Raw genomic sequence first — 22,678 nt, 5'->3', positions numbered from 1 at the left:
GCTCGCAAATAGAGAACTTTGCACCAAGGATAATGTCAGCGAAGGGGAAAGCAATAAAAATGGCACCCGAAGGTGCCATTTTTAGTCAATACATCAACAATTAGAAGTTGTATTGTACGCGGTAGATTACAAGATCTTGGTAATCTTTACGTGCAAGCTTGTTAACTGTGTAACGGTATAGGATACCTGTTGACCAGTTTTGCGTCACATTCCACATTGCATTTAGGCTGCCGTTTAGACCCCAGCTTTCTGAGCTTTCATTAGAGCCTGCAGTTGTGCTTTGAAGCGTAGAGTAAGCATCGTTGCGCGCAAATTCTAGCTCATTCCAAGTAGAGAAGGTGAAGTTTTGACCTGCAATATCTGTGTTGTAGTAACCAACGTAGCCAAACATACCGCCGTTGCTGCCTTTGATATCACCAGAGTTGATTTGGTGTACACCAATGAATGGAGTGAAGCCCCAACCATCGCCTTTAAGGCCTGTGTAACCTAGACCTAACACGCGGTTTTGCTCGTGGAAACCTTTGTCTGTATCTGTATTGTATACTTGAGCGTATAGAGAGATACCTGAGTCAGTTAGGTTGTAGTGGATTGTACCTTTCGTAGATGCACCACGGTCATCACCAGCACGATCTACACCTTCGTAATCGTAGAAGCCGTAGATTTGGCCCCAATCGAATACCGCACCACCTTCAATACCGATTACCGCTTGGTTGCGATCTTCGATTTCGCCGCCAAAGTTGTCTTTATCGTTACCGATACCGTGGTTCCATGCTTGGTAGTCAACATACATGCCACCGAAACCGAATAAGTATTCTGCTTGTGCTGGTACAGCTGATACCGCTGCAACAACACCTAGAGCTAAAAGTGATTTACGCATAATGGGAACTCTCTATGTTTGTTAATTTAAATATTCAGTAGATATTTACTTGGTTGCACAATCTTAGCTGTGCTTTATGGGAGGGAATAATATCGATAAAAATCTCAAAAGCCATGTGCAACCAATGTAAAAAAACATAAAACCGGTGATCGAGATCTCATTAACAGACTAAAATTTTAAATGTAACGGAGCTTTCATTGCATTGCACAGAAAGTGATATAGGTATCGATTACGCAAACGTTGGCCTAAATTTTTATGCTTATCATGTATTCAACATATTCGGTGAATGATCGGGTCGGTGTGTTGTAACGTAACTGTTAATAAAAAGATAGGGAGTTACATTTATGCCTGAGATTATGCTTTTTCCTTTGAGTTCTTTTGTGTTGCCGGAAGGAAAAATGCGTTTAAGGATTTTTGAGCCGCGATATAAAAGATTGGTTTCACAAGCTATGAAATCCGATGGAACATTCGGTGTGTGCTTGTTCGAAAAGAGTGAGGAGCCAACTGGTAGTGAGTTATCTAAAGTTGGAACGCTTGTTAAAGTGATCGATTTTGAGCAGCTTGATGATGGTTTGCTAGGGATTTCTGTTACTGGTTTAACCAAGTTTGAGATTAAGCACGTTAGAGTTGAATTTGATGGTTTACGATATGCCAGAGTAAAGTGGCTTCCAAGCTGGGAATATTCTACTGTTGATAAAGATGTTGAGCCCATCTGCCATTATTTGAGCCGGGTTTATCAGCAATTCCCCGATATTGGCGACCTCTACGAACAGAAGTTTTTTGATGACGCCAGTTGGGTTAGCCAACGTTGGTTAGAAATACTACCACTCACTAATCAGCAATTTGACAGTTTGGTTGGGAAAAAAGATTGTACAGATGCTGTCAACTTTCTAACTAAAACCTTAGGCGATGAACTTCCACAGTGATCCAAAAGGTTTGCCAAACGTATTAGTGGGTTCAAGGGCTTTATTAAGGATATCGAAATGGCCAACATAGATACCCAAGCTTTTAACAAAAATGACTGGGCGTCCTGTATGGAGAAAGTGAAACAGCAAGATAAGCAAGCTTTTGCTTTGGTGTTTTCTCACTTCTCCCCACGTTTAAAACAGTTTGCCTTCAGGCACATGGGCAATGAACAGGTTGCTTTGGAGATTGTTCAAGAAGCGATGGCAACCGTGTGGCAAAAAGGTGCTTTGTTCGATGGGAGTAAAAGCTCGTTATCGACTTGGATTTACACTATCGCTCGTAATCTCTGTTTTGACACCTTACGCAAACAAAAGGGTAGAGAAGCTCATATTCACTCAGAAGATATTTGGCCTAACGACTATTGTCCGCCAGATATGGTCGAGCACTACTCCCCAGAAACAGAGCGGTTAAAACAGCAGATTATCAAGTATCTAGATATTTTGCCCGAAGCGCAGAAGAAGGTGGTCAAAGCCGTTTACCTTGAAGAGCTTCCCCATCAGCAAGTCGCAGATATGTTTGATATACCCCTAGGTACCGTTAAGTCGCGATTGCGATTAGCAGTAGAGAAATTACGCAATTCAATTGAGGCAGAGTAGTATGAGTTACCATCCACAAACATCAATGTTGCAGGCTTATGCTCAAGGCATTCTCGATGATGTGAGTGCTTTTACAATTGCCACTCATATTGAGAGTTGCCCAAAGTGTAGGCAGCAAGTTCAGCAATTTGAAATGCAGTGCGGGGAAGATCTGGCCAGTGAAAGCGTCGATTCCAACTTAGATTTGGAGTCAATGTTCGAGCAGATTGTATGCTTGGAGCAAAACAGTGAACCGTTGAGGCCTCCGCGCTTACCAACTTTTATCGAAGTTAATGATAAAACATTTCGACTCCCTTTATCGCTAACACGCTTTAGAGACAAAATAGGTGAATGGAAAAGCTACGGAGGTAAGGTCTATAGCGCTTCTATAGATATCTCCGAGCAAGCGAGAATTAATCTGATGTACATAGCAGAAGATGTCACCATTCCACAGCATACCCATAAAGGCTTAGAGTCAACATTAGTTTTGCATGGTGGGTTTAGTGACGAGGATGGTCATTATGAAGTGGGTGATTACTTACTTAAAGATGGTTCGGTGAAACATAGCCCGTTCACACGTGCCGGCGAAGATTGCTTGTGCTTGACCGTGCTCACTGAGCCGATGTTATTCACCCAAGGAGTAGCAAGAGTATTCAACCTATTTGGCAAAGGCATGTATCCTTAGTGCGGGCAACATGAAAAGAACAAAGGCTTGGTTATTTGAACCAAGCCTTTTTTGATCAATTACTTTCTGTACTTTGCTGCTGCAATTCCTGTTTATCTCGTTCTCTTGCCTTATCCAACATGTCTGAAAAATAGTGCCTTAGAGAATAGAGCATAATCAGGCTTGGAATCACCATCAATGCGGTCAAGATAAAGAAGGTGGACCAGTCATTGAGGTAATCGACCAGCTCACCTGAGAAAGAAGCCAGCGTGGTACGACCGAAGTTACCCAACGAAGCAAGCAGGGCGTATTGCGTTGCCGAGAAGGCTTGTCCTGTTACCACGGTCAAGAAGGAGACAAAGGCGACCGTCGAGAAGGCTGAGGTAAAGTTATCGACCACGAGTGTGGCTAAGAACAGTTGCTCATTTGGCCCCACTTTAGCGATCCATGCAAACATCAGGTTACTGGAGGCCATGGCAATTCCGCCGATCATCAGGCCGCGCACAATACCAAATTTCACATTGACCATACTGCCAACTAGGGTGAACAGAATTGTTAGTCCCCAACCAATCAGCTTAGAGTAGTAGCCGATCTGTTCATTGCTAAACCCAATTTCTTTGTAGAAGGTAATCGACATTCGGCCAAGGAAAGCCTCCCCAATCTTAAACAGGAAGACAAACAGGAGTAGTGTCAGTGCGACACGGAAGCCATTACGTTTGAAGAAATCTAAGAACGGTTCCACCACGGTTACAGTTAGCCATGCCACGGCACGATTGCCAACTACTTTGCTATGGCGCTGTTCCGCTTGGGCTTGCAATGAATCACGTTGCGTTTTTGGCTCACCGACGAGCAAGGTGAATACCATTAGAATGGCGACAATGGCGGCCATGCCGTAGTAAACGCCATTCCAACCAATGGAATCGGCATTTATAAAGGCAAGGTAACCAGGCACAGAGTAGCCCGTCCACCAACCAATCACTGCCATCGCGGAAGCCTGTGGCAATTTTGATGGCTCTGATTTAGGGAAAGTATCGATACGAAACGCATCGATTGCGATATCTTGAGTCGCAGACGAGATGGCAATACCCAGTGCTAACATTGAAGTGAGCATCAGGTTTTGCGATGGGTCAACACCCGCAATAAACAAGGTACAAACCAGCACCACGGATTGGCATAAGAATATCCAACTTCGGCGTTGCCCTAGTATTGCGTGCAGTAATGGCAGACGAACCCTGTCAACCAGTGGCGCCCATAGAAAGTTAATCGCGTAGACAGCGAAAACGCTACCAAAGTAGCCGATTGCTGCGCGAGTCAAGCCAGCATCTTTGAGCCAGCCAGACATGTTTGAACCAATCAATACCCAGGGAAATCCACTAGAACAGCCAAGCATGAACACCCACATCAGGCGTTTATCCATGTAGCTTTGAATTGTTTCTCGCCAAGACAGTGAAGGGGAGTCAGAAGACATACACTATTCCTTGTTTGAGTTTCCGGTATGCAAGAAGAAAGGCTCTAACCGTGGAGGTTAGAGCCTAAGAGGATTATTTTAGAAGAGTCGCTTTTGTAATTATGATTGGCTCAACAGGAACATCACGGTAACGTCCTACTGAGTGGGTCGGCTTTTTACCCATCTTTTTAATTACGTCAAAACCTTGAGTTACTTTACCAAACACGGCGTAACCCGGTGGACGTTGGTCATAATCAAGGAAGTTATTGTCGACGAAGTTAATAAAAAACTGACGAGTTGCAGAGTTCGGGTTGTTGGTACGCGCCATTGCAATCGTCGCCGTATTGTTCTTCAACCCATTCGACGCTTCATTTTTGATCGGCGAGTAAGTCGCTAGCGGCTTCATTTCTTTATCAAAACCACCGCCCTGAGCCATAAAGTTGGGAATCACGCGATGAAATTGAGAACCGACATAACTGCCATCGTCGACATACTTTAAAAAGTTCGCCACTGTGATAGGGGCTTTCTCTTGGTTTAGCTCAACAGTGAAAGAGCCTAGGTTGGTTTCGAATTCTACCTTGGGACCTGCAAATGCTAGACTGCTAACTAACGCAAGTGAGGCAATTGCTGTTTTCCACATTAGAATCGCTCCTGCATGTAATTTTGAAGTTCGCGGTCGTTAGAAACTTCTTGAAGTACAAGGTTGATGACATCATTAAGTACTTCTTCGATCTCTTCGTTTGAAGCGCTCAGTGCACCTGTACGTTTTGCTGTGCCCGTGTATGTCTTAACAAGCTTGCCCTGAGGTGTTTCCGCAGTAATCTCCAGAACGACTTTTCCATCCATCTGGTTTTCCATTACGGTGTGCTTAACCGAAACTAGCGCTTCTTGTACTTCTACTTCCACGGAGTTTTCGCTGTTAACAGTGCTACGGAAACCTTGTGATTTGAACTGATCCAATAGTGCGTTTTCGATTGAGATGCGAACATTTTGCTTAGAGTGAATCGGTTCAATGTTTGAACGTCCACTGTCTACTAAAGCAACATACTGAGCGGAACGCATGTCTTTACTGGTTAGAGTAAAACTTGCATCTTGAACAATATCGCTGTTGCTCAATACCGCTTTAGGCATGAAGTTGATTTGCTCTTGCTGCGGCGCCGAACACGCAGTGAGTAATGCCATTGACGCGGCTAGAACCAGTTTTCTCATTGTAATTTCCTTTCTTGTTAACTCTGCGAGCCTACTGAAACGTATAGACAGATAATAGTGGACTATTTAGTCGCTTGTAAAATAACAAATTTCTTATTGGAAGCGACAACTTTTACGTTCGACTTGCCAAACAGCCTAGATAGTTTTCCATCGTAGCCGAGGTGACGGTTACCGATAACTAATAATTGTCCACCGACACTAAGAATTTGCTTTGCATCACAGAACATCTGCCATGCAATGTGATCCGTAATTGCTTGTTGTTGATGAAAAGGGGGGTTACACATCACTAGATCGACATCTTGCGCCCGCATTCCATCGAGGCAGTTGTTGGCGATGCAGTCGATTTCTCTCTCTTTTCCTAGGTTTGAAATAAGGTTTTGTTGCGCGGATTCTACCGCCATAAAGCTCTCGTCGACACAGGTCAGTTTTATCTGAGGATTCAGTTGGCCCATTTTTACGGATAACACGCCATTACCACAGCCTAAATCGAGTACGTGTTTTAGTTGAGGATTTTGTGGTAAGTGTTCAAGCATAAAGCGAGCGCCAAGATCTAGACTCTCTCCAGAATAAACATTTGGCAGATTGTTTAGCTCAATCTGTTCGTTATCAACAGACCAACGAGTGTCAGGGGAGACCTTAATTGGTGTTTGACTGTTGGCATAGCTAAAGACAAGGCGATGTTTTTTCCAAGCTAGCGATGTCTTGGTTTCGCCAAGGTGTTTTTCGAACAATTTCAGTGTTGAAGAGTGAATCTCTTTGGCCTTGTTGACAGCAATCACAGGGACTGAGCTATCTAGCGTATTGTGCAGCTGACTGAGTAGCCAGACTAAGTGGCGATTACTCTTAGGTAACTGAAACAGCACCAAATCGACCTTACTTGGAATCTGACTCATCGTGGTCAAGTAATTGATCGTCGGGCAGCCATTTGCTTTAAGGTTAGCGTTTGCACCTTGATGAGAGATAAACGAGTCACTCATCAAAGTGACTTGATGGCGTTGACTAAACCAACAACTCAGAGCGCCAAAGTGATCGTTAATAATCAGAATGTTCTGATTACTTGGTAGCTCTAACTCTTCAACATGATTGATGAGATATTCGTCTCCAGCATCCCATGCTTGCAGGGTTTCATTATTTCTTTTTGGGTATCGGTACAAAGAAAGAGTACGCTCGTGCAAAGTAAGCTCAGTTTTCATATTTGGAATGCTAGCTAGTCGTTAATCGCTAAATTGTCGCAAAACCGGAGAGGAGAGGAAACTAAAACCTTTAGCTTTATGATAGAGGCGATTATTATCTAACCTTATAAAGTTGTTCATATCTGATGGTAAAAACCGATGATACAAGAAGTTATTGAAAACAAACTGACTGAAGCCTTTAGCCCTGACTACCTTAACGTCGTCAATGAGAGTTACATGCACAATGTACCGCCAGGCTCAGAAAGCCATTTTAAGGTGGTTATTGTCAGTGAAGTATTTGAAGGGGCGCGTTTGATTGCACGCCACCGCCAAGTAAATCAAGTGCTTGCTGAAGAGTTAGCCAACCAAATTCATGCTTTGTCTATGCACACCTATACGGCTGATGAATGGAAAGAGCAGAATCAGCTCGCGCCAGATAGCCCGATGTGTTTAGGCGGTTCAAAATAAGTCACAAAAAGGGGTAGCGTTTGCTACCCTTTTTATTGGTAGCGATAGTCTAGATGTTAACAAGGTAGAAACAAATAAATGCAATGGTTAGTTTTAAAACAGAATGTTTCACGATGTGAATGAATTAGAAAAATAGGAATTAGGGTGCGGATTTATGTTTGTGCGGTGGCTCAAAGTTATGACTATTCTATCGCCTTTTAAACCCTATTCACTCGAAATATCTCTGTTAATCATAGCATTCATCATGGCATCACCTTCTAAAAAGATGATAGACTACCGCACCTGATAAATCCCGCTTAATTCTTGTAGCGAGATTTTTAATAGGATGTTGCGATTTTGGTGTTTAAAACTTCACCAAAACCGGACACTAGTGTCGTGTCTAAAAGTTACGCAAACAAAGAATCTTTTTCCCGATAAAAGTAGTGCAAGTGCGTATGATTACAATAAAGAAGGGTTTGGACCTTCCTGTTGCAGGAACTCCTACCCAGGTGATTAATGATGGTAAGACCATCAAAAAAGTCGCCTTGCTTGGCGAAGAGTACGTCGGCATGCGTCCTACTATGCATGTCCGCGTAGGCGATGAAGTAAAGAAAGCTCAAGTTCTTTTTGAAGATAAGAAGAACCCAGGTGTGAAATTTACTTCACCAGCAGCTGGTAAAGTGATCGAGATTAACCGTGGTGCTAAGCGTGTACTTCAATCTGTAGTGATTGAAGTGGCAGGTGAAGAGCAGGTGACATTCGATAAGTTTGAAGCTGATAAACTAGCAGGTCTTGACCGTGAAGCGGTGAAAACTCAACTAGTTGAATCAGGCCTTTGGACCGCTTTACGTACTCGTCCGTTCAGCAAGGTTCCAGCAATCGAATCTTCTACTAAGGCTATTTTCGTTACTGCTATGGATACCAATCCATTGGCGGCTCAGCCTGAGTTGATCATCAATGAGCAACAAGAAGCGTTCGTTGCAGGTTTAGATCTGCTTTCAACTCTGACTGATGGCAAGGTTTACGTATGTAAATCTGGCACAAGTCTTCCTCGTTCTTCTCAATCAAATGTTGAAGAGCATGTATTTGATGGCCCTCACCCAGCAGGTCTTGCTGGCACCCACATGCATTTCCTATACCCAGTGAATGCAGAAAATGTGGCGTGGAGTATCAACTACCAAGACGTTATCGCCTTCGGTAAGTTGTTCCTAACTGGTGAACTTTACACTGACCGTGTTATTTCTCTGGCTGGCCCAGTAGTGAATAACCCTCGTCTAGTTCGTACATCTCTAGGTGCATGCCTTGATGACGTAACGGACAGCGAGCTAATGCCTGGTGAAGTTCGTGTGATTTCTGGTTCAGTACTAACTGGTACTCATGCAATTGGTCCTCACGCATACCTAGGTCGTTACCACGTACAGGTTTCTGTATTACGTGAAGGCCGTGAAAAAGAACTGTTTGGCTGGGCGATGCCTGGTAAGAACAAGTTCTCTGTGACTCGCTCATTCCTTGGTCATATCTTTAAAGGTCAGTTGTTCAACATGACAACTACCACTAACGGTAGTGATCGTTCAATGGTTCCAATCGGCAACTACGAACGTGTTATGCCATTAGATATGGAACCGACTCTGCTACTTCGTGATCTATGTGCAGGCGATACTGACAGTGCAGCAGCACTGGGTGCGCTAGAGCTAGACGAAGAAGACGTAGCACTGTGTACCTTTGTGTGTCCTGGTAAGTACGAGTACGGTGAACTCCTTCGTGAATGCCTAGATACCATCGAGAAGGAAGGGTAATTTTCATGGCTCTTAAAAAGTTTATTGAAGACATCGAGCATCATTTTGAGCCAGGTGGTAAACATGAGAAGTGGTTCGCTTTATATGAAGCAGCAGCAACACTTTTCTACACGCCAGGCTTAGTAACGAAAAAAAGCTCGCACGTTCGTGATAGCGTTGACCTAAAACGTATCATGATCATGGTTTGGTTCGCTGTATTCCCAGCAATGTTCTGGGGTATGTACAACGCGGGTGGCCAAGCTATCGCAGCACTTAATCACATGTATGCTGGTGATCAGCTAGCAGCTGTAGTTGCTGGCAACTGGCACTACTGGCTAACGGAAATGCTTGGGGGCACTTTAGCCGCCGATGCAGGCGTTGGCAGTAAGATGATCCTAGGTGCAACTTACTTCCTACCTATCTACGCAACGGTCTTTATCGTTGGTGGTTTCTGGGAAGTACTGTTCTGTATGGTGCGTAAGCACGAAGTTAACGAAGGCTTCTTTGTTACTTCTATCCTATTTGCACTTATCGTTCCACCAACACTTCCTCTATGGCAAGCGGCGCTAGGTATTACCTTCGGTGTTGTTGTTGCTAAAGAGATCTTTGGTGGTACGGGTCGTAACTTCCTTAACCCAGCACTTGCTGGCCGTGCATTCCTATTCTTCGCTTACCCTGCGCAAATCTCAGGTGATGTAGTTTGGACTGCAGCTGATGGCTTCTCTGGTGCAACGGCGCTTAGCCAATGGGCACAAGGTGGTAACGGTGCACTAGTGAATACAGTGACAGGCGCTCCAATCACTTGGATGGACGCTTTCATCGGTAACATTCCTGGTTCTATTGGTGAAGTTTCTACACTGGCTCTAATGATCGGTGCAGCAATGATCGTATACATGCGAATTGCATCATGGCGCATTATTGCAGGTGTGATGATCGGTATGATTGCAACAGCAACTCTGTTCAATGTGATCGGTTCTGACACTAACCCAATGTTCAACATGCCATGGCACTGGCACCTAGTTCTAGGTGGTTTTGCATTCGGTATGTTCTTTATGGCAACGGACCCAGTATCCGCTTCATTTACTAACAAAGGTAAATGGTGGTACGGCGCGCTAATCGGCGTGATGTGTGTACTAATCCGTGTAGTAAACCCAGCTTACCCAGAAGGTATGATGCTGGCGATTCTATTCGCGAACCTGTTTGCACCTCTGTTCGACCATGTAGTTATCGAGAAGAACATCAAGCGGAGACTAGCACGCTATGGCAAGTAATAACGACAGCATTAAAAAGACGCTGGGTGTTGTTATCGGGTTGAGCCTTGTTTGTTCAATCATCGTATCAACAGCAGCTGTAGGTCTACGTGACAAACAAAAAGCTAACGCTGTACTAGATAAGCAAACTAAGATCGTTGAAGTTGCAGGTATCGACGCTACAGGCAAGAAAGTACCAGAGCTATTCGCTGAGTACATCGAGCCTCGTCTAGTTGATTTCGATACCGGTGCTTTCGTTGAAGGTGACGCTGCGTCGTACGACCAACGTAAAGCTGCAAAAGATCCTGCTGAGTCTATCAAGCTAACCGCTGACCAAGACAAAGCGAAGATCCTACGTCGCGCAAACACGGGTGTTATTTACCTAGTGAAAGATGGCGACGCAGTATCTAAGATCATCCTACCTGTTCACGGTACAGGTCTATGGTCAATGATGTACGCTTTTGTTGCAGTAGAAACTGACGGTAACACTGTCTCTGCAATCACATACTACGAACAGGGTGAAACTCCTGGACTTGGTGGTGAAATTGAGAACCCTTCTTGGCGTGCTCAGTTTGAAGGCAAGAAACTGTTTGATGAGAACCACAAACCAGCAATCAAGATTGTTAAAGGTGGCGCTCCAGCAGGTTCTGAACACGGTGTTGATGGCCTATCAGGTGCGACACTAACAGGTAACGGTGTTCAAGGTACATTTGATTTCTGGTTAGGCGACATGGGCTTTGGTCCATTCCTAGCAAAAGTTCGTGACGGAGGTCTGAACTAATGTCTAGCGCACAAAACGTTAAGAAGAGCCTATTAGCGCCAGTATTGGATAACAACCCAATCGCGCTGCAGGTTCTTGGTGTTTGTTCTGCATTGGCAGTAACAACTAAACTAGAAACGGCTTTTGTAATGACACTAGCGGTTATCTTTGTAACTGCACTGTCTAACTTCTTCGTTTCAGTCATCCGTAACCACATTCCTAACAGTGTGCGTATCATCGTTCAAATGGCGATCATCGCATCTCTAGTAATCGTGGTAGACCAAGTGCTTAAAGCTTACCTATACGATATCTCTAAACAGCTATCGGTATTCGTAGGTCTAATCATCACGAACTGTATCGTTATGGGTCGTGCTGAAGCATTCGCAATGAAGTCTGAGCCTCTTCCATCACTTATTGATGGTATTGGTAACGGTCTTGGTTACGGTTTCGTTCTTATCACTGTTGGTTTCTTCCGTGAGCTATTTGGCTCAGGCAAATTATTTGGCATGGAAGTTCTACCTCTAGTGAGCAATGGTGGTTGGTACCAGCCAAACGGTCTGATGCTATTAGCACCATCTGCATTCTTCCTAATCGGTTTCCTTATCTGGGCAATCCGTATTCTGAAACCAGAGCAAGTAGAAGCGAAGGAGTAAGGACGTCATGGAACACTACATTAGCTTGCTAGTTAAATCGATTTTCATCGAAAACTTAGCACTATCGTTCTTCTTAGGTATGTGTACATTCCTTGCTGTATCTAAGAAAGTTAAGACCTCTTTCGGTCTTGGCGTTGCCGTTGTTTTCGTACTGACTGTTGCAGTACCTGTGAACAACCTACTTTACAACCTAGTTCTTAAAGAGAATGCGTTACTTGAAGGTGTGGATCTTAGCTTCCTAAACTTCATTACCTTTATCGGTGTAATCGCGGCTCTAGTACAGATTCTAGAAATGATCTTAGACCGTTTCTTCCCACCTCTGTACAACGCGCTAGGCATCTTCCTACCGTTGATCACAGTAAACTGTGCGATCTTCGGTGGTGTATCTTTCATGGTACAACGTGACTACAACTTCGCAGAGTCAGTAGTATACGGCTTCGGCTCAGGTGTGGGTTGGATGCTAGCTATCGTTGCTCTTGCAGGTATTCGTGAGAAGATGAAGTACTCTGATGTACCTCCAGGTCTACGTGGTCTTGGTATCACGTTCATCACAGTTGGTCTAATGGCGTTAGGCTTTATGTCTTTCTCTGGTGTTCAACTGTAAGTCGGGTAAACGGCAGCAATTAAAGGAATAGTCATGAATACTATTATTTTTGGTGTAGTGATGTTTACCCTGATTATCTTGGCGCTAGTTTTAGTGATTCTATTCGCTAAATCTAAACTAGTACCATCAGGTGACATTACAATCTCTGTGAATAACGACCCAAATCTGGCGATCGTTACACAACCAGGCAGTAAGCTTCTGGGTGCTCTAGCTGGTGCTGGTGTATTCGTATCTTCTGCTTGTGGTGGCGGTGGCTCATGTGGCCAGTGTCGCGTAAAAGTTAAATCAGGTGGTGGTGACATTCTACCAACCGAGCTTGACCACATTACTAAAGGTGAAGCGCGTGAAGGTGAGCGTCTAGCGTGTCAGGTTGCAATGAAAACTGACATGGACATCGAACTTCCTGAAGAGATCTTCGGCGTTAAGAAGTGGGAATGTTCAGTTATCTCTAACGATAACAAAGCAACATTCATCAAAGAGCTTAAGCTACAAATTCCAGATGGCGAATCAGTACCTTTCCGTGCTGGTGGTTACATCCAGATTGAAGCTCCTGCTCACCACGTGAAATACGCTGACTTCGATGTACCAGAAGAGTACCGCGAAGATTGGGACAAGTTTAACCTGTTCCGCTACGAGTCTAAGGTTAACGAAGAAACAATCCGCGCTTACTCTATGGCTAACTACCCAGAAGAAGAAGGTATTATTATGCTGAACGTGCGTATCGCTACGCCGCCGCCTAATAATCCTGAAGTACCGCCAGGTATCATGTCTTCGTTCATCTGGTCTCTTAAAGAAGGCGACAAGTGTACTATTTCTGGTCCATTTGGTGAGTTCTTCGCGAAAGACACAGACAACGAGATGGTCTTCGTTGGTGGTGGTGCTGGTATGGCTCCAATGCGTTCGCACATCTTCGATCAGCTTAAGCGTCTAAACTCTACTCGTAAGATGTCTTTCTGGTACGGTGCGCGTTCTAAGCGTGAAATGTTCTACGTAGAAGATTTCGACGGCCTACAAGCTGAAAACGAGAACTTCGTGTGGCACTGTGCACTGTCTGACCCTATGCCAGAAGATAACTGGGATGGTTACACAGGCTTCATCCACAACGTACTGTACGAAAACTATCTGAAGGATCATGAAGCGCCTGAAGATTGTGAGTACTACATGTGTGGTCCACCGATGATGAACGCAGCTGTTATCGGCATGCTGAAAGATCTCGGTGTTGAAGACGAAAATATCCTACTGGATGACTTCGGTGGTTAAATTTCGGTAAGTTGGGGCTGTAGTTTGATGAGTTAATCTTCCGAGCTACAACTCCAACTACTTGAAATTACGTCTCTAAGATGGCTGACTGCTTTAAGTCAGCCATTATTTTTTAAAGAGTGGTAATAGTCGATGCGTTCTATATAAAACGTATGTGCTATTCCCGTTTCGAATTTAAGGAGTCTAACAAGTGAAAAAATGGCTTGTTGCATTTGCTTCTCTACTCGTTTTAGCTGGCTGTGAAAAGCCCGCGGAGCAGGTTCATCTAAGTGGCCCAACAATGGGGACAACTTATAACATTAAATACATCTCAGCGGAGGGTATCCCTTCACCAGAGGTGCTTCAGCAAGAAGTCGATCGACTGCTTGAAGAGGTCAATGACCAGATGTCGACTTACCGCAAAGATTCAGAGTTGAGTCGTTTTAACCAATTGCAAACTTCGGAGTCGTTCGAAGTGTCTCCACAAACAGTCACTGTGGTGAAAGAAGCAATCCGTTTAAACGGTCTTACTCAAGGTGCATTAGATGTGACGGTAGGTCCATTGGTTAACCTGTGGGGCTTTGGTCCAGAAGCTCGACCTGAAGTCGTCCCTACCGATGATGAGCTGGCAGCGCGCAAAGCGATGACGGGTATTGAACACCTTTCTGTTGAAGGTAATACACTTAAAAAAGATATTCCTAACCTTTATGTCGACCTATCGACAATTGCAAAGGGGTGGGGTGTGGATGTGGTTGCGGACTACATTCAATCTCAAGGTGTTGAGAATTTCATGGTTGAAGTCGGCGGTGAAATGCGCCTGAAAGGATTAAATCGTGAAGGCGTGAAATGGCGTATCGCAATTGAAAAACCATCAACTGACGAACGTGCTATTCAGGAGATTATTGAGCCAGGTGATATGGCGGTGGCGACATCGGGTGATTACCGTATTTATTTCGAGCGAGATGGCGTACGATACTCACATATCATCAACCCACAAACGGGTAAGCCTATTCGCCATAAAGTGGTCTCAGTGACTGTATTGGATAAGTCATCCATGACGGCAGATGGCTTGGCGACTGGCCTTATGGTTCTTGGTGAAGAGCTAGGTATGCAGGTGGCCAACGAAAACAACATTCCTGCGTTTATGATTGTTAAAACCCAAGATGGCTTCAAAGAGTTAGCTTCTGAAGCTTACAAGCCATTTATGAATCAATAATAAAACTACGAGCATGTCATTATGAGTACATTTCTAATTACCTTTGGTGTGTTTATGGCTGTGATTGCTGCTATGTCAATCGGCTATATCATCCAAAAGAAAGTCGTAAAAGGCAGCTGTGGCGGTCTTGGTGCAGTTGGTATCGACAAAGTATGTAATTGCCCTGAACCATGTGATGCACGTAAAAAGCGTGAAGCGCGTGAAGCGGCTAGAGCTGAAAAGCTGGCAGCATGGGAAAAAGATCGTATCGCCTAATGTTAGCGCAATATTTCAAGTTAAACACCGACATAACGTCGGTGTTTTTGTTTCTACAAGAATGATCTTATGGTTAGCTGTAAACAGTACAATTCCTTCCCGCTGCTTTTGCTTCGTATAGTCTGTCATCTGCCAGCTTTATCTGGTCATTTAAACTTTCTCGGTTACTACAAACGCCAATACTGACAGAGACTTGTATGGTATTAGAGTTATGCTTAATCAAAGTTTTTTCTATCCGTAACCGTACGTTTTCAATCCGGGTAATAAAGTCATCAAAAGGGATGTGAGACTGAATACAAAACTCCTCGCCACCGAATCTCGCCACTACGTCATCAGGGAAATAGATTTTTAAGATATTGGCAATGACCTTTAGTGCAGCATCTCCCCCGTCATGGCCGTAGGTATCATTAACTGCCTTGAAGTGGTCAATATCGAGCATAGCGATACTACGAGCCGTACACGTGGAGCAAGCTTGTGCAAACAGAAAGCGTCGGTTCCATAACCCCGTAAGCGCGTCTTGGTTAGCGAGCTGATACAGCTCTTCAGTCGCTTCTTTCATGTTTAGCAGTTGATGTACCCGGCAATAAAACTCTTCTTGATTAAAAGGTTTAGTTAAAAAGTCATTGGCACCTGCTTTTAGAAACTGAGCTGTGAGGGTTTTAGAGTTGCTGCCCGATAAGCCTATGATGCCCAAACTATTGTTGTCATAAGATTGACGTATTTCTTGGATCATCTTGATGCCATCTTTTTCAGGCATATCATGATCTGTAATCACAAAGGTAATGGTAGGATCTTGCTTTAACCTTTCTAGTGCGATTTGGCCATTTTCCGCTTGAGTCGTTTTTATGTACTGGTGCTCTAATAGCTGGGTAACATGTGCACGAACGGTGGGAGAATCATCAACGATCAAAGCGTGATGCTTATCGTTGTTGAGTAGTCGTTTAGCGAGAGGAATTAGGTAAGCAACTGAAGCCATACTATTTTTCAGCAGGTAGTCGACAACGCCTTTTGCGAGAAAACGCTCTCTGGCATCTTCATTGAACGTAGCCGTAAGGACGATGGCTTTATGCTTGTGCTCCAGTACGAGGTCGATGACTTCTCCATCTTGAGCATCAGGTAAGCAATAGTCTAAAACGGCAAAGCGGAACTCTCGGTGTTGCTGCAGGATATGCTTGGCTTCAGCTAGGGTTTCGGCGCTATAAACCTGACAACCAATAGCGGTTAACTGCTGTGTCAGGTAGTTTTGGTACGCACGGCTATCTTCCACAACCAATACTTTATTGTTCAAAGTCGTGCCTCTTATTTGTCGCTATAGTTTTAATAATAAACCCATCTATCGATCTTGCACGGGTAATTGATCGACAATTTTCCCTATGAGAACTCAATAATATAAATTAAACTGTATCTATACACAGTTGTTTGTGAGTTTATTTGTCGGTGACGATGAGCGAAAAAGTGAGAAAAATCATCCATGTCGATATGGACTGTTTTTATGCTGCGGTAGAAATGAGGGACAACCCCTCTTATCGTGGACGACCACTTGCCGTAGGTGGTCATGAAAAACAGCGTGGTGTTCTAAGTACCTGCAACTATGAGGCAAGGAAATATGGTATTCGTAGCGCCATGCCAACCGCTCGCGCATTGCAATTATGCCCAAAGTTACTTGTCGTTCCTGGTAGGATGCCAGTCTACAAAGAGGTATCAAAACAGATCCGAGACATCTTTTCTCGTTACACGTTATTGATTGAACCTTTATCTCTGGATGAAGCCTACCTAGATGTTACAGACTGTACACAGTGCCAAGGCTCTGCCACTTTGATAGCCGAAGCAATACGTCGTGACATCTGGCATGAACTTTCGCTAACCGCGTCGGCTGGAATTGCTCCAGTTAAGTTTTTAGCTAAAGTTGCTTCTGATATGAACAAACCCAATGGACAATTTGTGATTCCGCCTGAGAGGGTTCAAGAGGTGGTTGATAAACTCCCTCTAGAGAAAATACCAGGCGTTGGCAAAGTAAGTTTGGAAAAATTGCACCAAGCGGGTTTCTATACAGGCGAAGACATAAAAAAGAGTAACTATCGCGATTTGCTGCTTAAGTTTGGTCGCTTGGGCGCTTCACTATGGAATAAGAGCCACGGTATCGACAACCGTGAAGTCGTGGTAGAGCGAGAGCGCAAATCGGTTGGCGTTGAGCGAACCTTTAGCCAAAACATTTCTACCTATCAGGAGTGCTGGCAGGTCATTGAAGAAAAGCTATTCCCTGAACTCGAAAAACGTTTAGAAAAAGCGTCTTCTGAAAAAGCTATCATTAAGCAAGGAATCAAGCTGAAGTTCGCTGATTTCCAATTAACCACTATTGAACATATTCACCCGCAGCTTGAACTGGAATATTTTAAACAGTTATTGAGTGATATTTTGAAGCGCCAACAGGGCAGAGAGATCCGCCTGTTGGGGTTAAATGTAATGCTTAAACCGGAAGAACAGGCGAAACAACTTAGCTTCTTTTAGTCTTAACTGTCTCTAGCTTTCTATGTGCATGATTTGCGCTAGAACATCAGCGAATGGCGTCGATTCCAGTTTGGCAAATCCAGGCAAAGAGCGAGCTTTGATCTTAGTGAACAGTGGCGTGGTGATACCGCAAAGAAACTTAGTTTGAAGGTGAGGTGAGAGTTTTCCTTTGGCTTTATCTTCGAGCGCCTTTAACCACGTTGATACCTGCTCAGGGTTGTACTCTTCTACGATAGGCTGAGGCAGAGTCGCGATGGCGCCACGACAAACACTACAATGACCGCATTCAGTAGGGGAGTTGTAGTCTGCGAAATAGTGCGCGAGCCCTGCACTTAAACATTGCTCAGATTGAAAGTAGCTAAGCAGATTGTGGATTCGTTCTACATCGCTACGTTCTTTATCTTTAAACAGTGACCACAAGCTTTGGCACAGCGTTTCTAGACTTTGCTCGGGTTTGTTTACTGTATAGACCTCGGTCATCAGCTTGCTTTCGAGCTCTATCCAACCTTTTTCATTAAAGTAATCGAGGGCGGCAACTGCGCGGTGTCGTTCACCTTGAAAGTTATTCCATAAAGCATCAAAGTCGACCTGGCACCAGATCTTTGCTTGGCTTGAGCAATCAAACAGAGCGGATACAAATTGCTGACGAGCTGGGTCAAACTGATTGATGATAAATTGCTTGTCTTTGATAAATTTGAATCGATAATCGGCAAAGTAACTAAACTTGGCTTGTATAACACCAGCCATCTCCATATAAACCAACAGCGTTTTTAATGGCAGTTGACGAATATTGGTTTCCGCAGACAATCTTGAAAGGACCACTTCCCACTGTGGACTGTTGCTTAATGCTTGTTCGAGTACAGAGTGAATATCGCCTAATTCAGGAGTATCGCCATAGACAAAGTTTTCTAACGTGCTGAGTCCGTTTTGATTGGCGAGCAAAATACACTGAGACTGCTTGCCATCTCGACCAGCTCGACCAATTTCTTGAGCATAGTTCTCGATGGATTTTGGCAGGTCAAAGTGGATGACACGGCGAATATCCGATTTATCAACGCCCATGCCAAATGCAATAGTGGCAACAATGCAATCAATCTCACCGCGCATAAATTGGTCTTGGATCGATTCACGGATATCGGGTTTCATCCCTGCGTGATACGCGTGAGCATTGACGCCGCCTTTGAGCAGCTGTTTAGCAACCGTTTCTGCGGTCTGTTGCAAAGTCACATAAACCACCGTTGGTGCGGTGGGTTCAGGGCCAATAAGGTTGAGCAACTGCTCTGCTTTGTCGTCCTCTTCACAAGGAACAACGCTAATATCTAAGTTTGCTCGGTAGAAGCCAGTCACAACCAGATCTTGCTCAGCGATCGAAAACTTATCGCGCATATCTTCAATAACCGACTGAGTCGCTGTTGCCGTTAACAGCAATGCTTGAGGAATTTGAAATTCTTTTAGGTACTGAGGTAGCTTTAGGTAGTCTGGACGAAAGTTATGTCCCCACTCTGAAATACAGTGTGCTTCATCGACAACCAACAGTGATATCGCCACTTGAGAGATAAACTGACGAAAACGTTCATTCTTCAGTCTCTCAACAGAGATCATTAGGATTTTAATCTCACCACGCCTAACTTGCTCCATCACTTGCAGCGTCTCTTCGCGGCTTTGGCTCGAATCGATTGAAGCGGCGGGTATTTGCTTGCTGTGTAAAAAAGCGAGTTGGTCTTTCATTAGCGCAAGAAGAGGGGAGACGACCAAAGTCAGGTTTGGCAGCAGGGTAGCAGGTAATTGATAGCACAAAGACTTGCCTGAACCGGTAGGAAAAATCGCTGCGCACGAGCGTCCGTCTAAAATGGTCTCAATCGCTTGTTGCTGTCCACCCCTTAGGCTATCGAAGCCAAATGTGTGTTTAAGCATATGTGCTATGGCTGTCTGGTGAGGTGAACTATCCATCAGGCGATTCCTACTATTCTCTTCTGCTTTGGTCACAGGTATTCTAAAGGCTATCAGAGCAATGGAACACGATTTTAGTATGAATAAATTAGAGCTGCGGCAAGTAATTCTCTCGCAACTGCAACGTAAATTGGAAGTTGCAGTGAGCTCTGCACAAAGAGCGATCGAGTCAGCCACTGATGAAGAGACGGTTCCAGAACACAAATATGATACGTTAGCTCTTGAAGCTTCTTATTTGGCTCATGGTCAAGCGATGCGGGTGCAGGAGTGTGAGCAGGAAATTCGGGCTATGACTAACTTGCTGCTACCTCAGGAGCCGAATACCGTTGGATTAGGCTGTTTGGTTTCATTGATTGATCTGGATGACTATCGTCACTGGTTCTTTCTCGCTCCATGTGCTGGTGGCATGAAAGTCCAATTTCAACAACATATGATAGTACTAGTTACGTTTGAATCTCCGCTTGGTCAGGCTTTAAAAGCGAAACAAGTGGAAGATGAGATCAGTTATAAGATTGGTGAAATTGAGCATTGCTATGAGATAGAAACTATCAGCTGACATACTTTGAGCCATTTTTGATAAGCTCGAAATTAATGAATTAAGTGGAATGACAATGAAGAAAGTAATACTAGCCTTACCGATACTGCTTTCAAGCCAAGTTTACGCTGCGCAGTGTAAAGTAGATTTAAAAAATGAAATTCACCTCAATGGTGAGCGGATTGAAATCGTGCAGACCGGTGGTGACAAAGCGGTAGTTGACGCTAACAATAACCTACTTATTCACGGTGAAAAGATAGAGCTAGACAATGAGCAGCAGCAAGCGATTGCTCAGTATCGTGAAAATCTCAATGATTACTTACCTCGAGCGAAAAAGATTGCCCAGGATGGATTAGCGCTAGCCAATGATATTGTTGATGACGTGGCGGTGAGCTTTGATGCACCAGAAGCGTTCGAAGGTGTTAAGCAATCCATGAAGCAGTTTTATGCTGATATTGAAGCGCGCTACTACAACAATGGTGATCTTGTTCTGCCAGCAGACAGTTTTGGCTCATTAAGTGAAACATGGGCTGAAGATTTTGAAAAAGCGAAAGCATTGTTTAACGAAGAATTTATTGCTAGCGCATTCAATGCGATGTCTGAAAAGATGAAAGCTGAGGGTGGTTTAAACTTAACCGAAATGGCGAACTCGATGAGTGAGCTAAAAGAGCGCATCGCTGAACGCTTAAAGCAACATGCGGTTGAGGTTGAGCAGCAAAGCGAAGAGTTTTGTGACTCGCTAGATCAGATGGCGGAACAAGAACAACAACTGCATAAGAAGATACCTGAGCTTAAGGATTATCAGATTTTCACAATCTAAGGTAACGATTGCTCGAGGTATGCGATCACATAACAGGGTGCCTATGGCACTCTTGTTATAGACAACTTGGTGAATAATGTGTTTAATTCGGGCTCTTGCTTTTAGGGTATGACGTTTAGATGCAGATATCCCATCTATCTCTCAAACATTTAACGATTATTGCTTCGCTGATGATGGCGAGTGTTTTTGTTTTTTGTTATCTCTCTTTCCGCTATATCTGGACCTATGATGAGGCGGTTGAGCGTTTTGAGTTTCTGCAATCCGAGGAAGTGAATCGAGTTAAAACTGTCATCGATCTACAGAAATCTGAACTTGCCCGTTCGTTAATCAACTATGCGGCATGGGAAAGTATCACTGACTTTATTCATTCGCCTAATCAAACGTTTACCGATCGCAGCATTAGCCCTCATACCTTTACCTCTCAGCAACTGAGTGGTGTATTCATTTTTGATCCCAATGTTAGTTTAATCTGGGGTCGTCATTACGACGTAAAGGCTCAGCAGGATCGTTCCTACGAAGAAATTCGCTATAAATTTGGTGCATTGTTAGCCGATAGTTTGAAATCCAGAACCGACAAGATCACTCCGTTTGTTAAGTTTCTTGTTTTTGATGATCAGCCCGCTCTCCTCGCAACGTCAAGGATCTGTGATAGTGATGGTGCGGACTGTGACCGTGGTTATATGATGTTTATAAAGCCGATTGGCGGTAGCTTTGTACGAATGCTAAAGCAAGCAACGGGCATCAATGTCGAAATTTACACCAAGCAACAAGCAGAAGCTGCGGAGGTTGCTAATCGAGAGAATATAACCATTCTCGAACGGTTGGATTATCAGAACAATTCAACGGTGTGTATTGTGATAAATCATAGTGTCACCATGCCTTCGTTTATCACATGGGGTGAGCTGTCAGCTGTGCTCGCTTTTGCTGTATTTATGTTTGGTTTTAATTTGTGTGTTGTGCATGTGATGATTAAACCGATCAAGCAAGCGAGATTTGCGTTGTGTAATCTCAATAAAGATAGCCAAACTATCACCGAAGAAGATCAGTTTATTTCCCATGAAATGCGTGATTTCGCTAGCCGTATTAATGAGGTTTTTGGTGAGTTAGAACAGAGTAGAAGTGAGCTGGAATGGTTATCGACTCATGATGCGTTAACTAAAGTAGGTAACCGACGCAAACTTCAAGCTTATTGGCAGCAACTCAAGTCATGTTCACAAAGTCAGCATGTGAGTGTTGTCTTGATCGATATCGACCACTTTAAATCTTTCAATGATAACTATGGTCACCTTGAAGGGGATTTTATTTTAAGTGAAGTGGCAACCCATTTATCTAACGTCAAATCGAGTTGTGACAAGTTTATTGCTAGGTACGGCGGAGAAGAATTTTGTATCCTCCTTTCCTCCGAGCAACCAATCAACAATAAGCGGGAAGCGGATGCGTTGCTCTCGGCGATAAATAGCCTCGCCATTACCCATGAACACTCGCCTACTGCGCAATATGTCACAATATCTGTGGGGGTTGCGGATTGTGCGAGTCAACCTCTCGACAATCAGCACGATATTTTCCTTGTGGCCGACAGTGCGCTCTATGAAGCTAAACACAGTGGAAGAAATAGAGCGAAGATCAAGCCTTACTTAGTAGAGTCAACGCGTAAACTGAACGTTACGAGTTAAATCGGCTATAACTTAACCTTATCTACCTAACGATTTGCTATTTTAATTGTGAATATTGGCGTTTTGTATTAATGTACTAGTCA

Annotated in this window: 23 protein-coding genes; 16 read left to right on the top strand and 7 right to left on the bottom strand. The window is 44.0% G+C overall.

Going from position 1 to position 22,678, the window contains the following annotated elements; genetic code table 11:
- Positions 1-100 precede the first annotated feature (100 nt).
- Complete coding sequence (locus tag AC6R16_RS06630) at positions 101-877, bottom strand: outer membrane protein OmpK (RefSeq protein ID WP_004744916.1); 777 nt, start codon at positions 875-877, stop codon at positions 101-103.
- Positions 878-1,221: 344 nt separating this feature from the next.
- Between AC6R16_RS06630 and AC6R16_RS06625 the strand changes: the two genes are divergently transcribed.
- From AC6R16_RS06625 to AC6R16_RS06615, 3 genes are read left to right on the top strand one after another with little or no spacing between them, the layout of a single operon-like run.
- On the top strand, positions 1,222-1,803 hold the full coding sequence (locus AC6R16_RS06625) for an LON peptidase substrate-binding domain-containing protein (RefSeq protein WP_500641549.1): 582 nt from the start codon (positions 1,222-1,224) through the stop codon (positions 1,801-1,803).
- 57 nt (positions 1,804-1,860) lie between these two features.
- Complete coding sequence (locus AC6R16_RS06620) at positions 1,861-2,439, top strand: sigma-70 family RNA polymerase sigma factor (RefSeq protein WP_500641550.1); 579 nt, start codon at positions 1,861-1,863, stop codon at positions 2,437-2,439.
- Position 2,440: 1 nt separating this feature from the next.
- Positions 2,441-3,103: a ChrR family anti-sigma-E factor gene (locus AC6R16_RS06615; RefSeq protein ID WP_500641551.1), complete on the top strand. Its 663-nt coding sequence runs from the start codon at positions 2,441-2,443 to the stop codon at positions 3,101-3,103.
- A gap of 55 nt (positions 3,104-3,158) precedes the next feature.
- On the opposite strand, the gene AC6R16_RS06610 is transcribed toward AC6R16_RS06615, so the two are convergent.
- The 4 genes from AC6R16_RS06610 to AC6R16_RS06595 all read right to left on the bottom strand — a co-directional run bounded on the left by AC6R16_RS06610 (position 3,159) and on the right by AC6R16_RS06595 (position 6,931).
- Positions 3,159-4,550 carry an AmpG family muropeptide MFS transporter gene (locus AC6R16_RS06610; protein WP_500641552.1) on the bottom strand — a complete coding sequence of 464 codons (1,392 nt, stop codon included), beginning with the start codon at positions 4,548-4,550 and terminating at the stop codon, positions 3,159-3,161.
- Between the two features lie 73 nt (positions 4,551-4,623).
- On the bottom strand, positions 4,624-5,169 hold the full coding sequence (locus tag AC6R16_RS06605; RefSeq protein ID WP_171322998.1) for a peptidylprolyl isomerase: 546 nt from the start codon (positions 5,167-5,169) through the stop codon (positions 4,624-4,626).
- Entirely contained in the window at positions 5,169-5,738 is a 570-nt protein-coding gene (locus tag AC6R16_RS06600) for a YajG family lipoprotein (RefSeq protein ID WP_004744909.1), read from the bottom strand. Before AC6R16_RS06600 ends, AC6R16_RS06605 begins: the two co-directional genes overlap by 1 nt.
- A 62-nt stretch (positions 5,739-5,800) precedes the next feature.
- Complete coding sequence (locus AC6R16_RS06595) at positions 5,801-6,931, bottom strand: methyltransferase (protein WP_500641554.1); 1,131 nt, start codon at positions 6,929-6,931, stop codon at positions 5,801-5,803.
- 138 nt (positions 6,932-7,069) lie between these two features.
- Between AC6R16_RS06595 and bolA the strand changes: the two genes are divergently transcribed.
- The 9 genes from bolA (at position 7,070) to nqrM (ending at position 15,109) form a co-directional block, all read left to right on the top strand.
- Positions 7,070-7,378 (top strand): transcriptional regulator BolA, encoded by a 309-nt coding sequence (gene bolA / locus AC6R16_RS06590; protein WP_500641555.1) that lies wholly within the window; start codon positions 7,070-7,072, stop codon positions 7,376-7,378.
- Positions 7,379-7,812: 434 nt separating this feature from the next.
- On the top strand, positions 7,813-9,153 hold the full coding sequence (locus AC6R16_RS06585) for a Na(+)-translocating NADH-quinone reductase subunit A (RefSeq protein ID WP_500641556.1): 1,341 nt from the start codon (positions 7,813-7,815) through the stop codon (positions 9,151-9,153).
- A gap of 5 nt (positions 9,154-9,158) precedes the next feature.
- Positions 9,159-10,403 carry an NADH:ubiquinone reductase (Na(+)-transporting) subunit B gene (locus AC6R16_RS06580; RefSeq protein WP_500641557.1) on the top strand — a complete coding sequence of 415 codons (1,245 nt, stop codon included), beginning with the start codon at positions 9,159-9,161 and terminating at the stop codon, positions 10,401-10,403.
- Positions 10,393-11,163 carry a Na(+)-translocating NADH-quinone reductase subunit C gene (locus tag AC6R16_RS06575; protein ID WP_004744904.1) on the top strand — a complete coding sequence of 257 codons (771 nt, stop codon included), beginning with the start codon at positions 10,393-10,395 and terminating at the stop codon, positions 11,161-11,163. Before AC6R16_RS06580 ends, AC6R16_RS06575 begins: the two co-directional genes overlap by 11 nt.
- Positions 11,163-11,795: an NADH:ubiquinone reductase (Na(+)-transporting) subunit D gene (locus AC6R16_RS06570; protein WP_004415330.1), complete on the top strand. Its 633-nt coding sequence runs from the start codon at positions 11,163-11,165 to the stop codon at positions 11,793-11,795. Before AC6R16_RS06575 ends, AC6R16_RS06570 begins: the two co-directional genes overlap by 1 nt.
- 7 nt (positions 11,796-11,802) lie before the next feature.
- Positions 11,803-12,399 carry an NADH:ubiquinone reductase (Na(+)-transporting) subunit E gene (gene nqrE, locus AC6R16_RS06565; RefSeq protein ID WP_004744903.1) on the top strand — a complete coding sequence of 199 codons (597 nt, stop codon included), beginning with the start codon at positions 11,803-11,805 and terminating at the stop codon, positions 12,397-12,399.
- A gap of 33 nt (positions 12,400-12,432) precedes the next feature.
- Positions 12,433-13,659, top strand: coding sequence for an NADH:ubiquinone reductase (Na(+)-transporting) subunit F (gene nqrF / locus AC6R16_RS06560; protein ID WP_500641558.1), 1,227 nt, complete (start codon positions 12,433-12,435; stop codon positions 13,657-13,659).
- A gap of 190 nt (positions 13,660-13,849) precedes the next feature.
- Entirely contained in the window at positions 13,850-14,854 is a 1,005-nt protein-coding gene (locus AC6R16_RS06555; protein ID WP_500641559.1) for an FAD:protein FMN transferase, read from the top strand.
- A 21-nt stretch (positions 14,855-14,875) separates the two neighbouring features.
- Positions 14,876-15,109, top strand: coding sequence for a (Na+)-NQR maturation NqrM (gene nqrM / locus AC6R16_RS06550; protein ID WP_004744900.1), 234 nt, complete (start codon positions 14,876-14,878; stop codon positions 15,107-15,109).
- A 73-nt stretch (positions 15,110-15,182) separates the two neighbouring features.
- Here nqrM and AC6R16_RS06545 read toward each other — a convergent pair whose 3' ends face one another.
- Positions 15,183-16,397 (bottom strand): GGDEF domain-containing response regulator, encoded by a 1,215-nt coding sequence (locus tag AC6R16_RS06545; protein ID WP_500673931.1) that lies wholly within the window; start codon positions 16,395-16,397, stop codon positions 15,183-15,185.
- A 155-nt stretch (positions 16,398-16,552) separates the two neighbouring features.
- Here AC6R16_RS06545 and dinB point away from each other — a divergent pair, with 155 nt between their 5' ends.
- Positions 16,553-17,617, top strand: coding sequence for a DNA polymerase IV (gene dinB, locus AC6R16_RS06540; RefSeq protein WP_500673930.1), 1,065 nt, complete (start codon positions 16,553-16,555; stop codon positions 17,615-17,617).
- A gap of 12 nt (positions 17,618-17,629) precedes the next feature.
- On the opposite strand, the gene AC6R16_RS06535 is transcribed toward dinB, so the two are convergent.
- Positions 17,630-19,567, bottom strand: coding sequence for a RecQ family ATP-dependent DNA helicase (locus AC6R16_RS06535; RefSeq protein WP_500673929.1), 1,938 nt, complete (start codon positions 19,565-19,567; stop codon positions 17,630-17,632).
- A gap of 79 nt (positions 19,568-19,646) precedes the next feature.
- Here AC6R16_RS06535 and AC6R16_RS06530 point away from each other — a divergent pair, with 79 nt between their 5' ends.
- The 3 genes from AC6R16_RS06530 (at position 19,647) to AC6R16_RS06520 (ending at position 22,595) form a co-directional block, all read left to right on the top strand.
- Positions 19,647-20,123, top strand: coding sequence for a transcription elongation factor (locus AC6R16_RS06530; RefSeq protein ID WP_500673928.1), 477 nt, complete (start codon positions 19,647-19,649; stop codon positions 20,121-20,123).
- A gap of 55 nt (positions 20,124-20,178) precedes the next feature.
- Positions 20,179-20,922 (top strand): YggN family protein, encoded by a 744-nt coding sequence (locus AC6R16_RS06525; RefSeq protein ID WP_500673927.1) that lies wholly within the window; start codon positions 20,179-20,181, stop codon positions 20,920-20,922.
- A gap of 119 nt (positions 20,923-21,041) precedes the next feature.
- A complete protein-coding gene (locus AC6R16_RS06520) occupies positions 21,042-22,595 on the top strand; it encodes a sensor domain-containing diguanylate cyclase (RefSeq protein ID WP_500673926.1) in 1,554 nt (517 codons plus the stop codon).
- Positions 22,596-22,678: the final 83 nt, after the last annotated feature.

This window comes from Vibrio sp. R10-SG3-ISO10, from assembly GCF_059834185.1.
This window is presented reverse-complemented; position numbering and strand designations above follow the sequence as displayed.